Below are 18,188 nucleotides of genomic sequence, written 5' to 3' on the forward strand. Positions count from 1 at the left end.
CCATTAATCAGTATATCACAATAGTAGACAGGCTGTCAATTATATGCTTTAAATACAGGCTATTTCATGACTTCTCCTTTTCAAGTATCCTGTAGCTTGTACTATCTATACCGATAGCGCCGAGAGGAGCTGTTATCAGTATAGCAAGCACTGCTACTGATAATACAGTTTTTCCGCATGGAAGTCCAAGGGACAGCGGGACCGAGCCGATAGCAGCCTGTACAGTTGCTTTCGGAAGATAAGCGATTATGCAGAAAAGCCGTTCCTTCACGGTCAGCTTTGTCCCAAGCAGACAGATAATAACACCGACTGCCCTGAATGCAAGCGCAATAAATATCATCAGCAGTGCAGAAGCTCCTGCCGCAAGGGTATAACGCACATCAACAGCTGCACCGACAAGCACGAACAATATGACCTCGGCGCCTATCCAAAGCTTGCCGAATTTCTCGGACAAGCGTGAAGATACGCTTTTGTCGGCTTTCAGCTTGATAACACATGCCATAGCAGCGACTGCAAGCAATCCCGATACTGCAGCGTGTGACTTCACAAGCGTTTCAACTGACATCAGCAGAAATGCAGTTCCGAGCATGATAATGGCTTTTGTGCTGTTTCTTATCTTGTGCTTATGCTGATACGCTTTTTCAAACAGGAAATACACGCATATTCCCGTGATAGCGCCCAGCAGAACTCCGAGAACTATGGACACGGGGATATTCAGAAAATCAGCAGCTCTGGCAGAACCGCCCTGTGCCATTGTTACGAAAGTCGAGAAAAGAACTATCACGAATATATCATCGCATGAAGCTCCTGCAAGTATCATCTGAGGTATGCTTTTTTCCGTGCCGCGTTTTTCTTCTATGAGCTTCACCATTCTCGGTACAATTACAGCAGGCGATACCGCACTGAGTACAGCTCCCATAACAGCCGCTTCGATCCTGCTTACATCAAGCAGAAGCGGAGCGAATATCGTATATCCAACAATTTCAAAGCAAGCAGGAACAAATGACATCATAACCGCAGGTCTGCCCACTTTTTTCAGATCGGAAAGATTCAGTGAAAGTCCAGCCTTGATGAGAATTATGATGAGAGCTATCTGCCTAAGCTCAGAAGATATGCCGAGTACCGAGCTGTCCAGCATATCAAGTACATAAGGACTTACAACTATTCCGACTCCAAGCATACCTATGATACGCGGCAAGCCTATCCTCTCAAAGATAGCTGCTGCTGAAAGTCCCGAAAGAAAGATTATAGCAAGAGATAAAAGCATAGTATTCCTCCAAAATAAAAAAGCCGACAGCTTCTGCGTAAAAAATGCAGAAGTCATCAGCTTGATAAGCGGTTTAGGTTTCCCAAGGGAGAACATCATTCCCATATGAATTTTTTTTATATTATATCACTCATTCCATGTTATGTCAAGCAGTTTATAGTATTGTAAATCTATCCTTTTATATTAAACAACAATAAACGCCTTGCTTTTTCAAGAAATATATGTATAATAAAAGCATGAATATAACATTTCGGTTGAAATGATTTTTATGAGGGAGTGATATAAATGATCGGTAATACTATCAAAAAGGTCTTATGTCTGACTGTTTCCGCTGTGATATTATCTTTTTGCGTTCCGTTTTCAGCTTCAGCTTACGACGGACAGAAAAGAGGTTACACAGGTTATTATGATTATAATATGTGGAATCAGGATAATACAGGACAGGTCACTTTTGAACCTGATGAGTCGTCATTTACTTGTTCATGGAAAGATGTTGATAATTGCATATTCAGTATGGGAAATAACTATGACAGCGGAAAAAAGCAATATAATAGCCTTCTGTTCTTTAAACGTTCATTTATTTATGAAGCTGAATACTCTCCTAAAGGTAATTCATTCTTAGGTTTACATGGTTGGACAAGAAATCCTCTTTTAGAATATTATATCGTAGAAGGCTATGCAGACTGGGTACTGCCGTTGAATATTGAAGATTGCGGATCATATTTCATCAATAACAAGGCTTACGATCTTTATAAGCAGATGGTGTATAATGAACCAAGTCTTGATGGAACCGCAACATTCCCCAGATACTGGAGCGTATGCACCGAAAACTCCGTAAAAAATAATCAGATAAACTATATTAAAGGTGATGTTGATATTTACGGACACTTAGAAGCATTTGAACAGCTGGGAGTTGATATGTCGGGATCTCTTTATGAAGTCTGTCTGTATATTGAAAACTATAAATCAAGCGGCTCTGCAAACGTAAAGAGGATATATACGTCTCCTATGGGTTCGGGACACGCACAGATACTCAGATATGGTCCATATGTTAAGAATCCTCGATTAAATTTTATGGACTCCAATGGATATTATCATATATATAATTTTGATTCGGATAAGATTATTGACTGGTCATCTTATCATGAATGCGATCTGTCTGTAGCCGAAAACGGTTATAGCGGCATTAAAGGTGACAATTGCCTGCTTGTATCTGATAGAGTTGAAGAATGGGACGGAGTTGTTCTTCCTATTTCAAGTAATTTTTCATCAGGGGACAAAATCGGTTTTGGTGCAGCGGTAATGCAGGACACGGAAGAATCAGTAGATTTTGTCCTGACAGTCATGTATGAAGATGAGGAAGGCGCAGATCACTTTGATGAAGCTGCTGTTGTTTCAGCACGCAAAGGCGAATGGACAGATCTTTCGGCCGTATCATATACCATTCCCGAGAATGCATATAAGACAACTATACGCATTGAAACAAAGGAAAGCGATACAGATTTTTACTTTGATAATGCTTATGTAGCCAAAGCAGGAGTTCGATCCTATATGAATAAGCTGATAGAAGAGGGAAGTGATTCGGAATATGAAAAAGGCGATATAAATAAGGATGGTATCGTTGACGTTTTCGATATTATACCTCTCAGAAGAATTATCCTTGATCTATTGGCAGGCAAAGGCTCATATCTTTACAGAGCCGATGTAAACAGTGACGGAATGGTCAATGTAGCCGATCTTGTATGCCTGCAAAGATTTATTCTGGGTGTTGAAAAGCTTTCCGATAATGAAACAACTGCTGTCACGACAACTACGGCTGTTCTGACTGCTGCGTCATCAACTATTACTACCACTTTAACTACCACTGATAATAAAAGTCAGGTCAATACATCACAAACCGAAGCAGGCTATAATCATATAACGCAGGAAAAAGCAAAGGAAATGATGGCGGCAGATGACAAGCTTGTTATAGTCGATGTGCGGCGGCAGGACGAGTACGACAGCGGTCATATCCCCGGTGCAATACTGATACCGAACGAATCTATAGATACGGAACAGCCTGAGAAATTACCTGACTTCAATCAAGTGATTCTGATATACTGCCGAAGCGGCAATCGAAGTAAACAGGCTTCGCAGAAGCTGGCTGATATGGGATATACGCATATCTACGAATTCGGCGGTATTATGGACTGGAACGGTGAGATAGTCACAAGTGAATGATATATAATGGAGTGATTATTACATCTTAGTTCAGAACTGATTACAATACAGAAACAATCCTTGTATTTGGTAAAATAATATGGTATTATATGAAATAACTATAAAGTATTACTGTATAATCAAATGAACGCTCAACACCATTACCATTATCAAGGGAGATATAAAATGAAAAATACGATTGCACTTATCATTTCACTGGCTATGCTTGCATCTGTGACAGCCTGCTCTGAAAAATCCGAAGCAACAAATTATCAGCAGTACGCTTCCATGTCTCCTGAGGAAATAGTTGCAGGCATGACACTTGAGCAGAAGACCGCTCAGATGGTACAGCCTGCCGTTTACAATGTCTCGGCTAAGACAATGAAGGAAAATGACTATGGCAGTATTCTCTCAACTACGGACTGTATCGACGCCGCCAAATGGCGAAAGACAGTTGATGACTTGCAGAATGCAGCTATCAGGTCGGAAGCCGGTATACCGTACATCTACGGACAGGACGACGTTCACGGCGTTAATTATTGCAGAAATGCAGTATACTTCCCACATAATATCGGACAAGGTGCAGCAAACGACGAAGAGCTTGCCTATCAGGTGGGACTTATAACAGCTGACGAAGCAAAGCTCTGTCATATGCTCTGGAATTTCTCGCCATGTGTGGCTCAGTCTGTTGATCCGCGCTGGGGACGTACATATGAATCCTACGGTTCTGACCTTGAAACCATTACTAAGCTCAGTACAGCTTACACAAAGGGGCTTATCGACGGCGGACTTGTTGCCTGCACAAAGCACTTTTTTGCTGACGGTAACGTTGTATACGGCACCGGTGAGAAGAGTGACATCGACAGGCTCATAGACCGAGGCGACTCACAGCTCTCTGATGCTGAGATAGCGGAGCTTCTGAAAGTGTACCAAGCGCAGATAGACGCAGGAGTGCAGACGATAATGATAAGCCACTCGTCACTTAACGGCGTGAAGATGCACGAAAACAAAGAGTACATCATGAAGCTCAAAGACGAAATGGGCTTTGAGGGCTTCATCGTCAGTGACTGGGACTCAGTTGGAAATACCTCTGGTTCTTCCTATAAAGAGCAGATAATCACAAGCGTCAACGCCGGTATTGATATGCTGATGGAGACCGAGCGCTTTGAGGAGGCTCGGGATATCATCATAGATGCAGTTGAAAGCGGTGATATCAGTCAGGAGCGTGTTGACGATGCTGTTACACGTATAATCAAGGTTAAGAAAAACGCAGGACTGTTTGACGATCCGCTGCTTGAAAACATAAAGACCGAACAGCAGGAAACAGGTTCACCCGAATACAGAGCCGTAGCTGAGCAGCTTGTAGAAAAGAGCCTTGTTCTTCTCAAAAACAACAAAGAAGTGCTGCCGTTCAAGGAAGGCACAAAGATATATATCACAGGTCCCGCTTCAGACAACGGACAGGCGCAGTGCGGCGGTTGGACCATGTCATGGAATGGCGCTCCTACGGAGGATATTCCGGGTGTTACCACGATACTGGAGGCATTTGAGGAATATGCCGATGATTATGGGATAGATGTCATAACCGATGACAAAAAAGCAGCAGATGCAGACGCGGTTCTCCTTTGCGTAGGCGAGCAGGCTTATGCCGAGTGGAACGGCGATACGGAAGACCTTGCGCTCTGCGGTTCATTGGGACTTGATGGAAATGCTGATGCTATAAAAGAAGCCAAGAAGCTCGGTAAACCCACAGTTACCTGCATTGTGGCAGGCAGAAACGTTATCCTCGACGAAAAGGACTACGATGGTTGGGACAGCGTAGTTATGTGTTATCTCCCTGGTTCAGAGGGCAAGGGCATATCAGACGTGCTCTGCGGCTGCGCTGATTTTACAGGAAAGCTGCCGTCAGACTGGTATGGTTCGCTTGATCAGATAGGCACGGATAAATGCTTCCTCGGGCGTGGCTACGGACTTAGCTACGGTGAAGGCTTCAAACCGCGCAATGCTCAGTGAAATATAATATAAAAAAGGAGTGCCATACATACGGCGCTCCTTTTTTATGATAGATTTGATTTTTGAGCATAATACTGTAAAGATATGCGTTATATAGAGCTGACTTTTTCGATCATGTGTCAATTTATTACGGTTTTTATATTAAACAACAAAAAATGCCTTGCATTCTCACAAAAAATATGTATAATAAAAGCATAGGTATAACATTTCGGTTGAAATAAATTTTAATGAGGGAGTGATATGAATGATTGGCAATACTATTAAAAAGGTCTTAGGTCTGACTGCTTCCGCTGCGATATTATCATTTTGCGTACCGTTTTCGGTTTCAGCTGACGATAAGATTGATAAAAGTTACATAAACAGCGGCAGTAATGCAGGCGATGAAAGCGACACAGCTTATGAGACCGCAGACTGTATGGGGCGCGTTGCATCTCGCCAGAACCTTAATTACACCTACGAGAAGGGCGGCGACGGCTTTAAAGATTACATGGGACCGTATTTTCGCCTTGGCGCTGCTGTAACCGGCTTTGAAATTAATAAGTCAGTGGCTCAGGAGTTCATCAAGAAGAATTATAACTCGATCACATGCATGAACGAAATGAAGCCTGATTCAATCATTGCAGGCATAAACGGTGATGAAGTAGATATAAGCCTTAACAGCGCAAAAGCAATACTCAAATTTGCAGAGCAGAACGGCATCGGAGTTCATGGTCATACGTTTGTATGGTACAGCCAGACACCTTATTACCTTTTTCAGGATAATCACGAATATGTTTCCAAGGAGCGTATGAACAAGCGCCTTGAAAGTATGATAAAGAATACTTTTTCAGAGCTTTGGAGCCAATTCCCGAACCTTCAGATCCATTCCTATGACGTATGCAACGAGCTGTTCATTAACGACGGCGGCGGAATGAGACCTGAAAGCGGCTCCAACTGGGCAAAAGTGTATGGCGAAGGAAACTCAGAGTTCGTTATAAATGCATTCAAGTATGCAAGAGAGTATGCTCCTGAGGATTGTAAGCTTTATCTCAGCGACTATAACGAGTACATGAGTAAAAAGACGGACGACCTTATAAATATGGCTAAGACGATCATGAAGGAAGGCGACTACATCGACGGTATAGGTATGCAGGCTCACCTTATTTCAAGGTATTCTTCAGCAAGCGAATTTGAGACAGCTATCAAGCAGTTTGAGGCGCTTGGTCTTGACATTCAGATCACAGAGCTTGATATCTCGAGCAGCACGGGTCCTGTCGATGAGCTTTATCCTCAGATCTTTGAGGTAGCTATGAAGCATGCTAAGAACATCTCCTGCGTGACACTTTCGCGAACGACAGACGAGAGTGTCTGGAGAACCGACGACTATATACGGCTTCCGTTCAGAAACTATCAGCCTAAGAAATTTTACTATGACATTATTGCACTTGCTGAAAAGATAGATCCTCCAACAGTTACAACAACTAACCCCCCCACAACAACGACAACAATCACAACAACTACTGCCAATACCACTGCAATAACAGTTTCTGTTACAACAACAGCTCCTGTTGATTATAAGCAGCTTCTTGATTCAAAGGTTTCAATATGGGGTGATGCGAACTGCGACGGCGATGTTGATATGAGCGACGCTGTAATTATAATGCAGTCTCTCGCTAATCCCAACAAGTACAAGCTCACAGAGCGGGGCAAGTTCAATGCAGACGTTTGCGAGGCAGGCGGCGGTATAACAACAAATGACGCAGCCGGTATCCAGAAGTACCTATTAGGTCTTATAAAGTCACTTCCAGAGAGCTATTCATCAGATGTAACTGCTGCACCTGAGGCTGCTGCTCCCACAGCTTAATAACGGAGAAGGCAAAATATAAGTGTATAAGCATGATCCTGCATTTATTGATTTGCAAATAGTATGAAAAAAGCCTCCCTCGGGAGGCTTTTATTATATCTTTATGATAAGTAGTCTTTTACATTAATGCTTTCTTCTGTACGTTGTTCCTCATTTGTTATTCCGGGAACAAACTCAGTAACATATGCTGCTCCTGAAACAGGATCAATGTAATAGCGCGTTTGAGCGCCGGTATATGACCTGTAAAGAACAACTATTTCATTAGCATCATTTGTTGCAGCGTCCCAGTAAATAGTGTATTCATTTGATTCTGCCATATTTTTCAAATCGGGGTTCTTAGTGAAGCAATAATTCTTGATCGCATTCAATGCCTGATCTTCTGTAAGTGCATCTGACTTGGCTTCGCTCTGTTCTGCCGTTGTATTTTCAGTTTTATCGGGCTGAACAGCCTCGGTCAGCTCAGGCAGGGAAGCTTCAATTGGAGCAGGCTGAGTTGTCTCTGTAGGCTTACTTGTCTGTACATTTTCGGTCACAGTGCTTGATTTGGGTTGCGGTACACTTGTATTTTCTACTTTTTCGCTGCAAGCAGCTAAGCTTACGCACATAAAGCATAAAGCAAGTGTTATCATTTTCTTTTTCATAATTTTGTCCTCCTTTGCAGCAGAAAGCCTATGTTTTTGCTGCGTTGATACTCTAAAAGCGTCGAGAAATTGGCGATATAGCAGGATACGAAAACATATCCTCAGAATCTCCCGATGATATCAGAAGCTCAGGTATAACGCTGCTGTTTATCCATAAAAGCTCCCACATAAAAAACAATCGGAGCAGCAGGTTCAAGTGTTACACGGTTGACAATTATTTTTATGTATTTATTCGGAGTTCAGGCTTATTTCCGCAAAAAGGACGGCGCAGAGCCGTCCCTTGGTTTATTTGTTCTGGATATAATCCTCAATGCTTTTCTTTTTTTCTGAGTTATTTGTTGAGGTATATGCATAGTACGCAAGAATATTTGACGCATCAACGGCGTTGATCAAGCGGTCATTATTAACATCAGCAGCAAGTTTCTGATCTTCAGTGTAACCTCCGTCTTGATTTGTGGAGATACAAGCATAATATGTAAGTACTGAAGAAGCGTCTACTGCATTGATACATCCGTCAGAGTTTACATCTCCAAGGTTATCATTTTTTATGATTTCTTCCGGACTGTCAGGAGATCTTCCGAATTTAAACGTTGCTCCTCCGTAAACGAGCGGATTCTGTTGTGTCCACACAGGTATGAGCTGATAAAGTCTTACAATTGAACTATCATTTGCATCAGACGAAACAGGCACTACATATATTGATGCAAGTTTTATATAAGTCCATTTAGTATTGCCGCTGACATCAGTTTCAGATTTCCTATAGTAGGCAAAATCATTGTATTCACTATTGAATCTGTAATACTTTTCAGGCATATTCAGATCAGAAATCATTTTCTCAAAATTATAATCATAGTAATTCTTTCGGTTAAAAGCATTCACATCTTCGCTTTCAAGCAAATCAGCATTTCCTTTAAGCAAATAGTCGTTCGGCTTTATATTTACCGAAGTTCCGCGCCCATCGGCAAGGTTTTCTTCGGCTTCTTTTTTGCTTATATATTTCAGCTTATGCTCTGAACAATACTGCTCCAGTTGGTTTTCGTCCAAGGCATACAGTTCCTCGAATGTCATTGATTCTGCCGAAGCAGAATGGGCTATTGGAACTGTGATCGGAAAAATGTTAGTTCCGAATGGTATTGCAGCACACAGCAGAGTTGCTATTATTCTTTTACATTTCATGGTATACCTCCTGTTGATCATATAAAAATTTCTTTATTACGACTATTATCTCGTATAGCTCCATTATTATTGATGTTATCATATATTATAGCACATCGCAGACAATATGTAAACACATAAAACAGAACTTTAGCTGACTTTGGGAAAGCCAATGTAAAATGGCAAAAAATACGCCTGCAGCATAAGTTGCCGCAGGCGTGAGCGTTTATTTATTGAGCTTCCAGCTGTCAATTGAAGCTGAGTTATTGAATACGAAACAGAGGTCCTGTTCGCCGCTGAGATTCTGGACAGGAACAGTTATTTCCTGCATGGAGTTTCCTGCTGGTATCTCTGCGTATGAAACGGCATCGCCTGAGGGGCTGCCCTTGCATACCTTTACGATACAGCCGTTCTTGGAAGAAGCCTTTATCGTCAGGCTTGCAGCACCGTTTCCGCAGTTTGCCTTAGATACACGATACCAACTGCCTTTTTCTGCATTTACAGTCGAATTGCCGCTGCCGCTGATAGTGATACCGCCCTGATGTGAGAAGGTTGCAGCACGGGAAGTTGTATAAGGATCAAATGACTTGATCTGTGAAACGCCTGTCTTTGTACCCTTGACCTGCTGCATAGTTCCGTCGGAATTCATGGTGATCTTGTCGATGTGGGTGCTTCTGTAGCCCATATCCTTCAGATTCATAACATCCTGGAGATACTGTGCATGGTAGAAGAGGTACCACTGTCCCTTGAACTCCATTATAGTGTGGTGGTTGTTTCCTGTTGTACCGAAGAAGTTGCCGATGTTCTTGAACACCTCGCCTTTATGGGTGAATGGTCCGAGAGGACTGTCGCTGACCATGTAGTCGATAGCGGCAGTCGTAAGACCGTACTGGTTGCCGCCTGTGCTCCAGTTGGTGCAGTAGCTGTAGTAATATTTGCCGTTGTACTTGTGGATACCGCTGTCCTCAAACATATAAGGTGCGTCAATGACAGCTGGTGTACCGACGATGGAGGTCATGTTATCGCTGAGAGCGACGCAGCGGGCAGATTTCGGATGATCCTTCGGCAGATTGTCTGTACCGCCGCCGAAGTAGAGATAGCCCTTGCCGTCATCGTCAACGAGTACCGCAGGATCGAATACCCACGGAACATTTGTGACGCCGTTGGTCTTGCGGTCTATCATTGCACGGCCGTTAGGATCTGACCAGGGACCGATAGGACTGTCGGAAGTAAGTACGCCTATGCCGTTTGCATTGTTTGCAAAGTATAGGAAGAACTTTTCCTTGCCGTTGATCTTCTTGTGGCAGGCTGTAGGAGCCCATGAGTTGCCTGCCCATTTTGCAATACCGTTCTGACCTGCAACATTTATAAGACCGTGGTCTGTCCAGTTGACAAGGTCGTCGGAGGAGATACAGCGCAGGCAGTTAATAGTGCTGTAGGTCTCCTTGGTGACCTGACCGTTGTTATAGAGCAGGTGGTCATCTGTCATGTAGATATATACTCTGCCGTTGTATTCCATAACACCGGGGTCAGCGCCGAAATACTGGGATATCAGCGGATTGTGCTCGTTGTCGTTCTTATATGATTTTGCAGGGTTCACGCTGCCGAATTTCTGTGCCATTGCAGAAAAATCGATCTGCTGGACAGGTTTTGCAGTTGTAGTTGTGGTAGTAGTTGTTGTTGCCTGAGTTGTTGGCTGTGTAACAGTTACGACAGGGAGATTGTCCGACCAGCTTTCGGGAAGCTTTGAGATAGTGTTCAACAGGTACTTCTGGATCGAAAGTGCGTCGTTTGAAGTGATGCCGCTTCCTGTTTCGTAAACATCTGCATTGTAAAGACCGGGTTCCTTGAGAACGAACTTGTTGGGGTTAGCAAGTGACTGCATGATAAGAACAACGTCGCTCATATCGACCTCGCTGTCGTTGTTGGCGTCGCCCCACTTGGAGACCTTTGCCTCGAATGAAGCCTTGGGGTCAAGTGTTACAGGAGGTGCAGTCGTGACAGGTACAGTGGTTGTTGTTACTGCGGCAGGACCGTCAACCTTTACACCTGCCTTAGCAACGACAACTTCGTCAATGCTGAAATCACTTGTTCCTTCCTCTGTCTCAACATAGAGGATATAGCCCGAGCCCTCTGGGAGCTTGTAATTTGTGTTAGCGAGCTGAACATATTCGCCGTTTGATACACCGTCTGCGATGTGAGCGTAAGCTGTTGTGCCCGTAGAATCCTTGTATTCAAGGGACAGCATCATGTTTCCAGAGCCCTTGGCAACAGCACTGAAGCTGTACTCCTGTCCAGCCTTGAAAGTAAGTGAGTCGAGAGTCTTAGCAGCACCGTGCCATGCATTGCTTCTGTCTGAAACTGTGAGAGCCTTGCTGCCCTTGTAAGCAGTACCGCCAGTGTTTACAGAAGCTCCGCCGCGGCTCTCCCAGCTGCCGTTGTCATCTTCAAATGTATCGTGATAGTAGTAACCATTTGAGTCAGGCTTGATCGGCTCCGGAGGAGTAGGATCTCCGCCGCCCTGGAAGCCCTTTCCGTCGCTGACGAGGTTAACAACGAAAGTGGAAACGCTGTTTGCAGGAAGCTGTGCACTGAATGATGAGCCGCTGAAATCAGGGCTTGAAGTCTTTGTAATATTCTCATTAGCAGATGTTCTGTAACGTGTTACGTCTGTAATAGTTCTTCCGCTGAAGTTGAACTGCTGTACAGGAGCATTGCTGCCCTTATTGATAGCAACTACTGTTGCCTGTGTGTCGCTGTGCTTGTAAGCCGATACGAGAATGTTGCTGTCTGGCTGCTCTGTAGCGTCGATACGTACATCACCTGGACGAACCCACTTTGAGAACTGAGCCATAGCGTAACCACGCTTTGAGATCTTACCGGTATCCCACATCGGACTGTACTGACGGCGGATATACCACCATACGTAAGCGTTCATGTTACCAACAACCAGCGCATTATGGATATTCTCAGCTACCTTTACGCCCTCAGGCCAGCGGTCTGCGGAGTTGTTATCGCTGTTCGGAACGTAAACCTCTGTCATCCAGATCTCCTTGCCGCACTGTTCAAGTGCCGGGAAGTCCATAGCGCTGCGCTGTGTTCCGTAGAAGTGAGTGCCGAACATATCGCAGTTTGCCATAGCCTTTGAGTTGTTCAGGATAGCGTTGTAGAAGCTCTTGTTATAGCTGAAGCTCTCAGGCGACATCAGCTTTGTGGTTGTGCCTGCTGTTACGGACTTGCCGTAGTTAGCAATGAAGTTTGCCGCACGGTCTGGTGTCCATGCTGTCCACTCGCCTGACCAGTCAGGCTCATTCTGTACTGATATGGAGTTGAGCTGAACGCCCTGGCTGTTACAGTACTTGATGAAGTCGTTGAGGTGCTGAGCGTACTGAGCTTCTGCGCCGTTTTTCAGAACGTACTTACCGCCTGAAGGACCGCCCGAGCCATTCTGTCTCATTGATGCAGGCGGATTCCACGGTGTTGCGAATACGGTTGCACCAAGCTTCTGAGCTCTCTGAGCTGTCGGGATAGCGTTCTTCCATGCGTTCTTGTCATCGCTTACGAAGATACGCAGGATTGTCAGACCAAGCTCGTTATCGCCGTTTCCGAATGCCGTCTGCACCTGTGCGGCTGTCATGTCTCCGGGAGCTCCGTTCTGAGCGTTGTAGCTCTGCCACTCAGGGTGGTTCATACCGCCGAAGCCGCGGATAGTCTGATATTCCTTGTTTGTGTTGATGTTGCACGCGCTGGCAGCATCAGCTATCATAGGTGCAGGCGACGGGAAAGAGGACGCTGTGCCTATCAGCATTGCTCCCGCCATAACTGCCGAAACAGCAGTTTTGAGTTTGCTTTGAATACTCATTAAGTAATTCCTCCAAATCTGTTTATTCATTCCATAAATAATATCCCCGTAATTTATGGAACTGTAAATATTGTAATATTTTTTCAACCGTAATGTCAACTTAAAAAAGTGATACACAGGTGGATAAAACGATATATTTGATTTAATCAATGGGCAATAAATGACTTGCTTTTTGCCTTTCGGTTTTGTATAATAATGGCATAAAATAATATCTCGTGGATGGAAAATATGAAAAAAATACTGACATAATTTCTGTCAGCATTTACAGCGGATATATGACTTTTATGGTGCGTCAGCCTTTAGTTTAAACTGAACTTCACAAAAAATGCAGGAGGAAAGAAGATATGAAAGAATTCTATATAAACAGCGACGGTACAAGGCTCCATGCCAAGCTTGATCGTCCCGATGATACAGTAAAAGGACCGCTTTGCATACTGATACACGGTTTTACGGGACATATGGAAGAGGAACATATCATTGCGGCTCAGAAAGCAATGAATGAAGCAGGAGTTTCTGTCCTTCGTGCTGAAATGTACGGACACGGAAAAAGCGACGGCAAGTTTATTGACCATACGCTCTATAAATGGGTGACGAATGCTCTTGCCGTGATAGCATATGCAAGAGGGCTGGATTTTGTAACTGAGCTTTATATCTGCGGTCACTCTCAGGGGGGACTGCTTACCATGCTTCTGGGAGGTATGTGTGCTGATGTTTTTAAAGGAATACTTCCGTTATCACCTGCATGGATGATACCTGAGAACGCAAGAGCAGGTATTGTTCTCGGCAATTCATTCGATCCCGAGCATATACCCGAAAAGTTAGCCAGCGAGAGCTGGGAGATATCAGGAGACTATATCCGTGTTGCACAGACTATCCATGTTGAAGATGCGATTGCAAGGTTCAAAGGCAAGGTGCTCATAGTACACGGTGACGAAGATCCTGTAGTTCCGTATTCCTATGCAGAAAAAGCCGCAGAGCTGTATAGAGATGCAGCTGTTATTCCTATACACGGTGCAGATCACTGTTTTGTCGGTCACCTTGATGAACTGGCTGATTCGATAAAGAGTTTCTTCACTTCTGCTGCTGAATAAAAACTCGCATTAAACGACGAAGAATATTCCATACTGTTACCTAAAGTAGTCTGTACAATTTGTGCAGGCTGCTTTGTTTTAGGATAAAGGAAAAATTACGAGATAAATGGGCACAAATACTAACAGACTTATTTGTGCATTCCTACAAAGCTGAAATTATAATCGTCTTTTTTGTACGTTAAAAACACTTATTACTGAAAGAACGCATAGTTCTTATGTTTCACTAACGTGATCTATTAAAATCGGAGGAATCAATATGAAAAAAACATTAGCATTTTTAGTATCACTTACTCTTGTATTCAGTGCGGTTTCGTGCAGCAAAGACAACACAAGTTCCAAAAAAGTCAGCCGTTCAGCCGTAACGACTGCATTGTCCGAGAAAACACAGCTTACCAATCATATGACTGAAAAAGAGCGGTCAAAGGTCAGTGTGGGGGAGCTCACCGTATTCGATCATATGCAGGATAAGGAGGAAAACGAAGCTGCTATCCCCGATGAGGGCGTATGCATTGAATTCTGGTCTGAAGACGACTATATAGCCAATTGGAAGAAACAGTACGAGAAAGATCCCTCTATACTGGACGGCGGTAGTTTTGAAGAAGCTATCGAGAATAGCAAGCCTTATTTTGATGATATATACAGCATATTCGTTGACGGAAGGAGCCTTAGCTTCAATGAGCTTTTTCCAATAAAAGGCTATAACGGCGGAGAGATAAAACTGAGGGAGTCCTGTCCTGTATATTACGTTATTGACAAAAACGGCAGAGGTTACCATGTTGATGAGAATAATAATGTGATACCCGAAGATAAGGCTGCGGAGATGAATGAAGCCTTCTATTCCGAGGTACGCTATGTGACATTTGCGGATTTTGAAGAGTTCAAGCCCTATCTGAAAAAGAAGATAGAACAGGGAACACGGATATATTTCAGTGAATCCGACGTTGAAGATATAGATGAAATTGTTGAGGACGAGTATAAGGACTATCTCACTGCATGGGAAGCTGTAATGGATAATAACTACAAAACGCTTCCCGTCGGAGCTTCTGAAAAGTACTTTGAAGCCATGGATTCTGACAGTACAGCTACATGGGAGATAGACCGCGAAAAGATAGAGGCGATAGCTCCGTATGTTAAGGAGTACAGCATATACGACGAGCAGCTCGATACTAATTTCATAGTTCATGTAACGCTTCCGCCCGATTTTGAGAAAGAAAAGACCTATCCAGCATACGTTCTCACAGACGGAGTATGGCGCTTCAACAATTCTGCTGACCTGAGAAAGTCAATGGAGGAGGGGAAGGCATCAGATGTTATCATAGTAAGCATAGGCTACGACTATTCTATCGACGGAACCAATGACTCCAACCGTATCAGGTATTTCTGCGACCGCTGCGAGGACTTCCTTGCGTTTATTACCGACGATCTTATGCCCTATCTCGGTGAGGAATACAATATAGACTTCGGCAATTCCACTCTTTACGGTCATTCCCTTGGCGGAACTTTTGCTCACTATGCAGTATTCAACTCCGATAAGTTTGAAAATCAGCCCTTCAAAAATTATATCATTGGCAGTCCTGCATTCTGGTCTCCGGGATTCCTGCCCTATACCGACGGAGATGCGTTCAAGCATGAATACGGCTATTTCGACAGGAACGAAAGCTTAGACAAGAATATTTTCGTTTGCGGCGGAGCTGATGAGGATCCGGTTTATGAGGAGTATTATAAAGGGAACGACTCCACTCTTGAGGGCATACAGCATCTTATGGACAGGCTTGAAGAGTACGGCGTTACAACAGCGGAGTGCAAGATATATCCTAACTCGGAGCACTATCAGTTTATACCCGAAATGCTCGTTGAAATGCTTGAAAAGTTCTATCCTGCCGAATAAAAGCTATTTTCGGTGAAACATTTTTATCTGTGATTTTTATAAGCAGATATTGCCTTTTTCAACAATAGGTGTATTATAAACATATAATTCACGGAAAATGTTGACATAATTTGTCTGATATGTTAAAATCAGTATAAGGGGAGCTATGTCTGCTCCTACAAATTACAGGAGGTAAAAGGCAATGGACATAAAAAATCAGGTCAAGGCGTTTTTGACAGCAGTTGTAATGGCTGCGGCACCAATGGCTATGAATATATCTTCTGCTTCGGCTGAGGATTATATAGTCGAGAATGCTGAGGTGCTCACTCTCTTCGGTGATGTAAACTTTGACGGCAATGTAGGTATTTCAGACGCGGTCCAGCTTAACCGCTATCTGCTCGGAAAAATAAGCGAGCTTGGAAACGTCAGGAACGCTGATCTTCTGGCTGACGGTGTCATTGATATTTATGACATGGTATACCTGAGAAAGCAGTTGGTTGCTGATAATAAGCCCGCAGGAACAAAGCTCAGCGTAAAAGTAGTGGATATGATGTCGGGTGAACCTCTTGAGTCTGCTGATATCGAGCTTTCTGAGATGAACGGAAACTATCTGTATGAGATCGGAGGCGCTGTTTCGACTAACGGCGAGGACGTCAATTACTACGGTCTTCCTGATGATAAAGCTTATAAGTATTTCCTTACTGTAAATGAACTGCCCAAGGGCTACGATTTAGCATACAAGACATGGGATCAGGTAGTCATCTTCGATATTGAAGCAGGTACGGCTGAGAAAGAGCTTGTTGTAAGAGTTGCAGCTGATGATGCAGAGAAAAATGTCAAGTTCACACATATGGACTGGTGTCAGGGCAGAGAGAATATAGGCTACGGCAATCTCTTTATTACTGACAAGGACGGCAATTATTACTACCAGAGACAGTATACAGGCGAGATGTCACTTCCTGACGGCGATTATCACGCTGATTTCAATTTCTTTGAATATCCTGTATCCTTCGTTGAACCTGACAGCGATTTTGCTAAAATGATCAAGGAAAACTATCCTGACGCGCAGTTTGAAGACCTTTCAAACGGCATAGATTTCTCTGTTGTAAACGGAAAGCCTGACAAAGAACTGTTCCTTAATTTCGGTCCAAAGAGCAATACAGGCAATAACATAAGAGTAAACTGCTACGACAGTCTTACAGGCGAGCCGCTGAAAGGCGTAAAGCTTTCCCTTATTGAAGCGCCGTACAGCTATGCAAAGAGACAGAGTTGGACATCTGACGGCACTACAAAGGTATTTACAGACCTTTTCCGTACAGGTCCTGACTGTTATCAGGTGGTAGTTGACAGTGTTCCCGAGGGATATCTGAAGAGCTCAAAAGATCAGGGAGTAAGCTTTGGCTATGTATATGACTATTCATCTGAGTTCAATTTCTACTTCACACCTTATGAGGGTGAGAAGGATCTGTCCTTCGATGTTCTGACATGGCCTGACAAGAAGCCGTACACAGGCGATTGTACATACACTGTAATGCAGGACAACTCGATTATCCTTTCAGGTATAAAGCCGGGGGAGAAGTTCGGTATCAAGGACGGAGAATATATGCTTTTTGCCAATACATATTCTGAGGACGATCCGTACCGCGGAGTTGACATTTCATCTGAACTTGGTCAGGAGCTTATCAAAGAGACTGATGTATTTGCTGACGGAGCAGCATTCAGGTCGGATATGGCAAAATTCACTGTCAAGGACGGAAAGATCGATAAAAATATCGTGCTTTATGTAGGTGAAAAGGATAAGGGCCGTTCAGTTTCTGAAATAGAATCAATGGAAGAAGAGAAGCGCCTTGAAGAAGAGCGTATCCAGAAAGAAGAGGAATATAAAAAGCTGATTTCGGAATGATATTATAATTGAACTGATACAAGGAACATTCCTTGAGAAGCTCATTCAAATGCTCAGAAAAAACAATAAAACCAAAAAAGTGTCCGCTTAACCGCAATACTCATATAGAAGCTTATAGTTAATTATGGGGGAAACCTTTCTGAAGAAAGGCTTTCCCCCATACCCCTTTCCAAAGACTTTTTTAGCTGATTTTTTCTCATATAGGGCTCGCCTAAAATAAAAAAGCCCTGTAATAATACAGAGCGAGCCCTATATGAGAAAAAATAAAACTGAAAGTTTTAGGGAGAGAGTTTGAGAGAAGCCCCTTTTTCAAAAGGGGTTCTCTCAATAATAAGCATAAAACTTCT

10 protein-coding genes and 1 riboswitch are annotated in these 18,188 nt (G+C 43.5%); of the genes, 6 read left to right on the top strand and 4 right to left on the bottom strand.

Annotation, left to right across the window (positions count from 1 at the left end):
• Nucleotides 1-64: 64 nt before the first annotated feature.
• Nucleotides 65-1,267 (bottom strand): cation:proton antiporter, encoded by a 1,203-nt coding sequence (locus T497_RS0110355; RefSeq protein ID WP_028515553.1) that lies wholly within the window; start codon nt 1,265-1,267, stop codon nt 65-67.
• Between the two features lie 40 nt (nt 1,268-1,307).
• Nucleotides 1,308-1,379, bottom strand: a riboswitch (Fluoride riboswitch).
• A gap of 173 nt (nt 1,380-1,552) precedes the next feature.
• Here T497_RS0110355 and T497_RS18105 point away from each other — a divergent pair.
• From T497_RS18105 to T497_RS17600, 3 genes are all read left to right on the top strand, one after another.
• Entirely contained in the window at nt 1,553-3,487 is a 1,935-nt protein-coding gene (locus T497_RS18105) for a glycoside hydrolase family 11 protein (RefSeq protein ID WP_080693354.1), read from the top strand.
• Between the two features lie 165 nt (nt 3,488-3,652).
• Nucleotides 3,653-5,479 carry a glycoside hydrolase family 3 protein gene (locus T497_RS16575; RefSeq protein ID WP_051530622.1) on the top strand — a complete coding sequence of 609 codons (1,827 nt, stop codon included), beginning with the start codon at nt 3,653-3,655 and terminating at the stop codon, nt 5,477-5,479.
• A 244-nt stretch (nt 5,480-5,723) separates the two neighbouring features.
• Nucleotides 5,724-7,322, top strand: a complete 1,599-nt coding sequence (locus T497_RS17600) for an endo-1,4-beta-xylanase (RefSeq protein WP_051530623.1) — start codon at nt 5,724-5,726, stop codon at nt 7,320-7,322.
• Between the two features lie 101 nt (nt 7,323-7,423).
• Here the strand turns inward: T497_RS17600 and T497_RS0110375 are convergent, their stop codons facing one another.
• From T497_RS0110375 to T497_RS18115, 3 genes are all read right to left on the bottom strand, one after another.
• Nucleotides 7,424-7,963 carry a hypothetical protein gene (locus T497_RS0110375; protein WP_028515555.1) on the bottom strand — a complete coding sequence of 180 codons (540 nt, stop codon included), beginning with the start codon at nt 7,961-7,963 and terminating at the stop codon, nt 7,424-7,426.
• 285 nt (nt 7,964-8,248) lie between these two features.
• Nucleotides 8,249-9,139, bottom strand: a complete 891-nt coding sequence (locus tag T497_RS18550; protein ID WP_028515556.1) for a dockerin type I domain-containing protein — start codon at nt 9,137-9,139, stop codon at nt 8,249-8,251.
• A gap of 205 nt (nt 9,140-9,344) precedes the next feature.
• On the bottom strand, nt 9,345-12,980 hold the full coding sequence (locus T497_RS18115; RefSeq protein ID WP_242840005.1) for a family 43 glycosylhydrolase: 3,636 nt from the start codon (nt 12,978-12,980) through the stop codon (nt 9,345-9,347).
• Nucleotides 12,981-13,324: 344 nt separating this feature from the next.
• Here T497_RS18115 and T497_RS0110390 point away from each other — a divergent pair, with 344 nt between their 5' ends.
• From T497_RS0110390 to T497_RS0110400, 3 genes are all read left to right on the top strand, one after another.
• Complete coding sequence (locus T497_RS0110390) at nt 13,325-14,071, top strand: alpha/beta hydrolase family protein (protein WP_028515557.1); 747 nt, start codon at nt 13,325-13,327, stop codon at nt 14,069-14,071.
• Between the two features lie 256 nt (nt 14,072-14,327).
• On the top strand, nt 14,328-15,959 hold the full coding sequence (locus T497_RS0110395) for an alpha/beta hydrolase (protein WP_028515558.1): 1,632 nt from the start codon (nt 14,328-14,330) through the stop codon (nt 15,957-15,959).
• A 181-nt stretch (nt 15,960-16,140) separates the two neighbouring features.
• The gene (locus T497_RS0110400) at nt 16,141-17,841 is read left to right on the top strand and encodes a dockerin type I repeat-containing protein (protein ID WP_028515559.1); all 1,701 of its coding nucleotides are present in this window, start codon (nt 16,141-16,143) and stop codon (nt 17,839-17,841) included.
• Nucleotides 17,842-18,188 lie beyond the last annotated feature (347 nt).

Source organism: Ruminococcus flavefaciens MA2007, assembly GCF_000621845.1.
GTDB lineage: Bacteria > Bacillota > Clostridia > Oscillospirales > Ruminococcaceae > Ruminococcus > Ruminococcus flavefaciens_E.

Coding starts and splice junctions, on each gene's coding strand:
- T497_RS0110355 (WP_028515553.1), bottom strand. CDS start 1,267: ATGCTTTTATCTCTTGCTATAATCTTTCTTTCGGGACTTTCAGCAGCA.
- T497_RS18105 (WP_080693354.1), top strand. CDS start 1,553: ATGATCGGTAATACTATCAAAAAGGTCTTATGTCTGACTGTTTCCGCT.
- T497_RS16575 (WP_051530622.1), top strand. CDS start 3,653: ATGAAAAATACGATTGCACTTATCATTTCACTGGCTATGCTTGCATCT.
- T497_RS17600 (WP_051530623.1), top strand. CDS start 5,724: ATGATTGGCAATACTATTAAAAAGGTCTTAGGTCTGACTGCTTCCGCT.
- T497_RS0110375 (WP_028515555.1), bottom strand. CDS start 7,963: ATGAAAAAGAAAATGATAACACTTGCTTTATGCTTTATGTGCGTAAGC.
- T497_RS18550 (WP_028515556.1), bottom strand. CDS start 9,139: ATGAAATGTAAAAGAATAATAGCAACTCTGCTGTGTGCTGCAATACCA.
- T497_RS18115 (WP_242840005.1), bottom strand. CDS start 12,980: ATGAGTATTCAAAGCAAACTCAAAACTGCTGTTTCGGCAGTTATGGCG.
- T497_RS0110390 (WP_028515557.1), top strand. CDS start 13,325: ATGAAAGAATTCTATATAAACAGCGACGGTACAAGGCTCCATGCCAAG.
- T497_RS0110395 (WP_028515558.1), top strand. CDS start 14,328: ATGAAAAAAACATTAGCATTTTTAGTATCACTTACTCTTGTATTCAGT.
- T497_RS0110400 (WP_028515559.1), top strand. CDS start 16,141: ATGGACATAAAAAATCAGGTCAAGGCGTTTTTGACAGCAGTTGTAATG.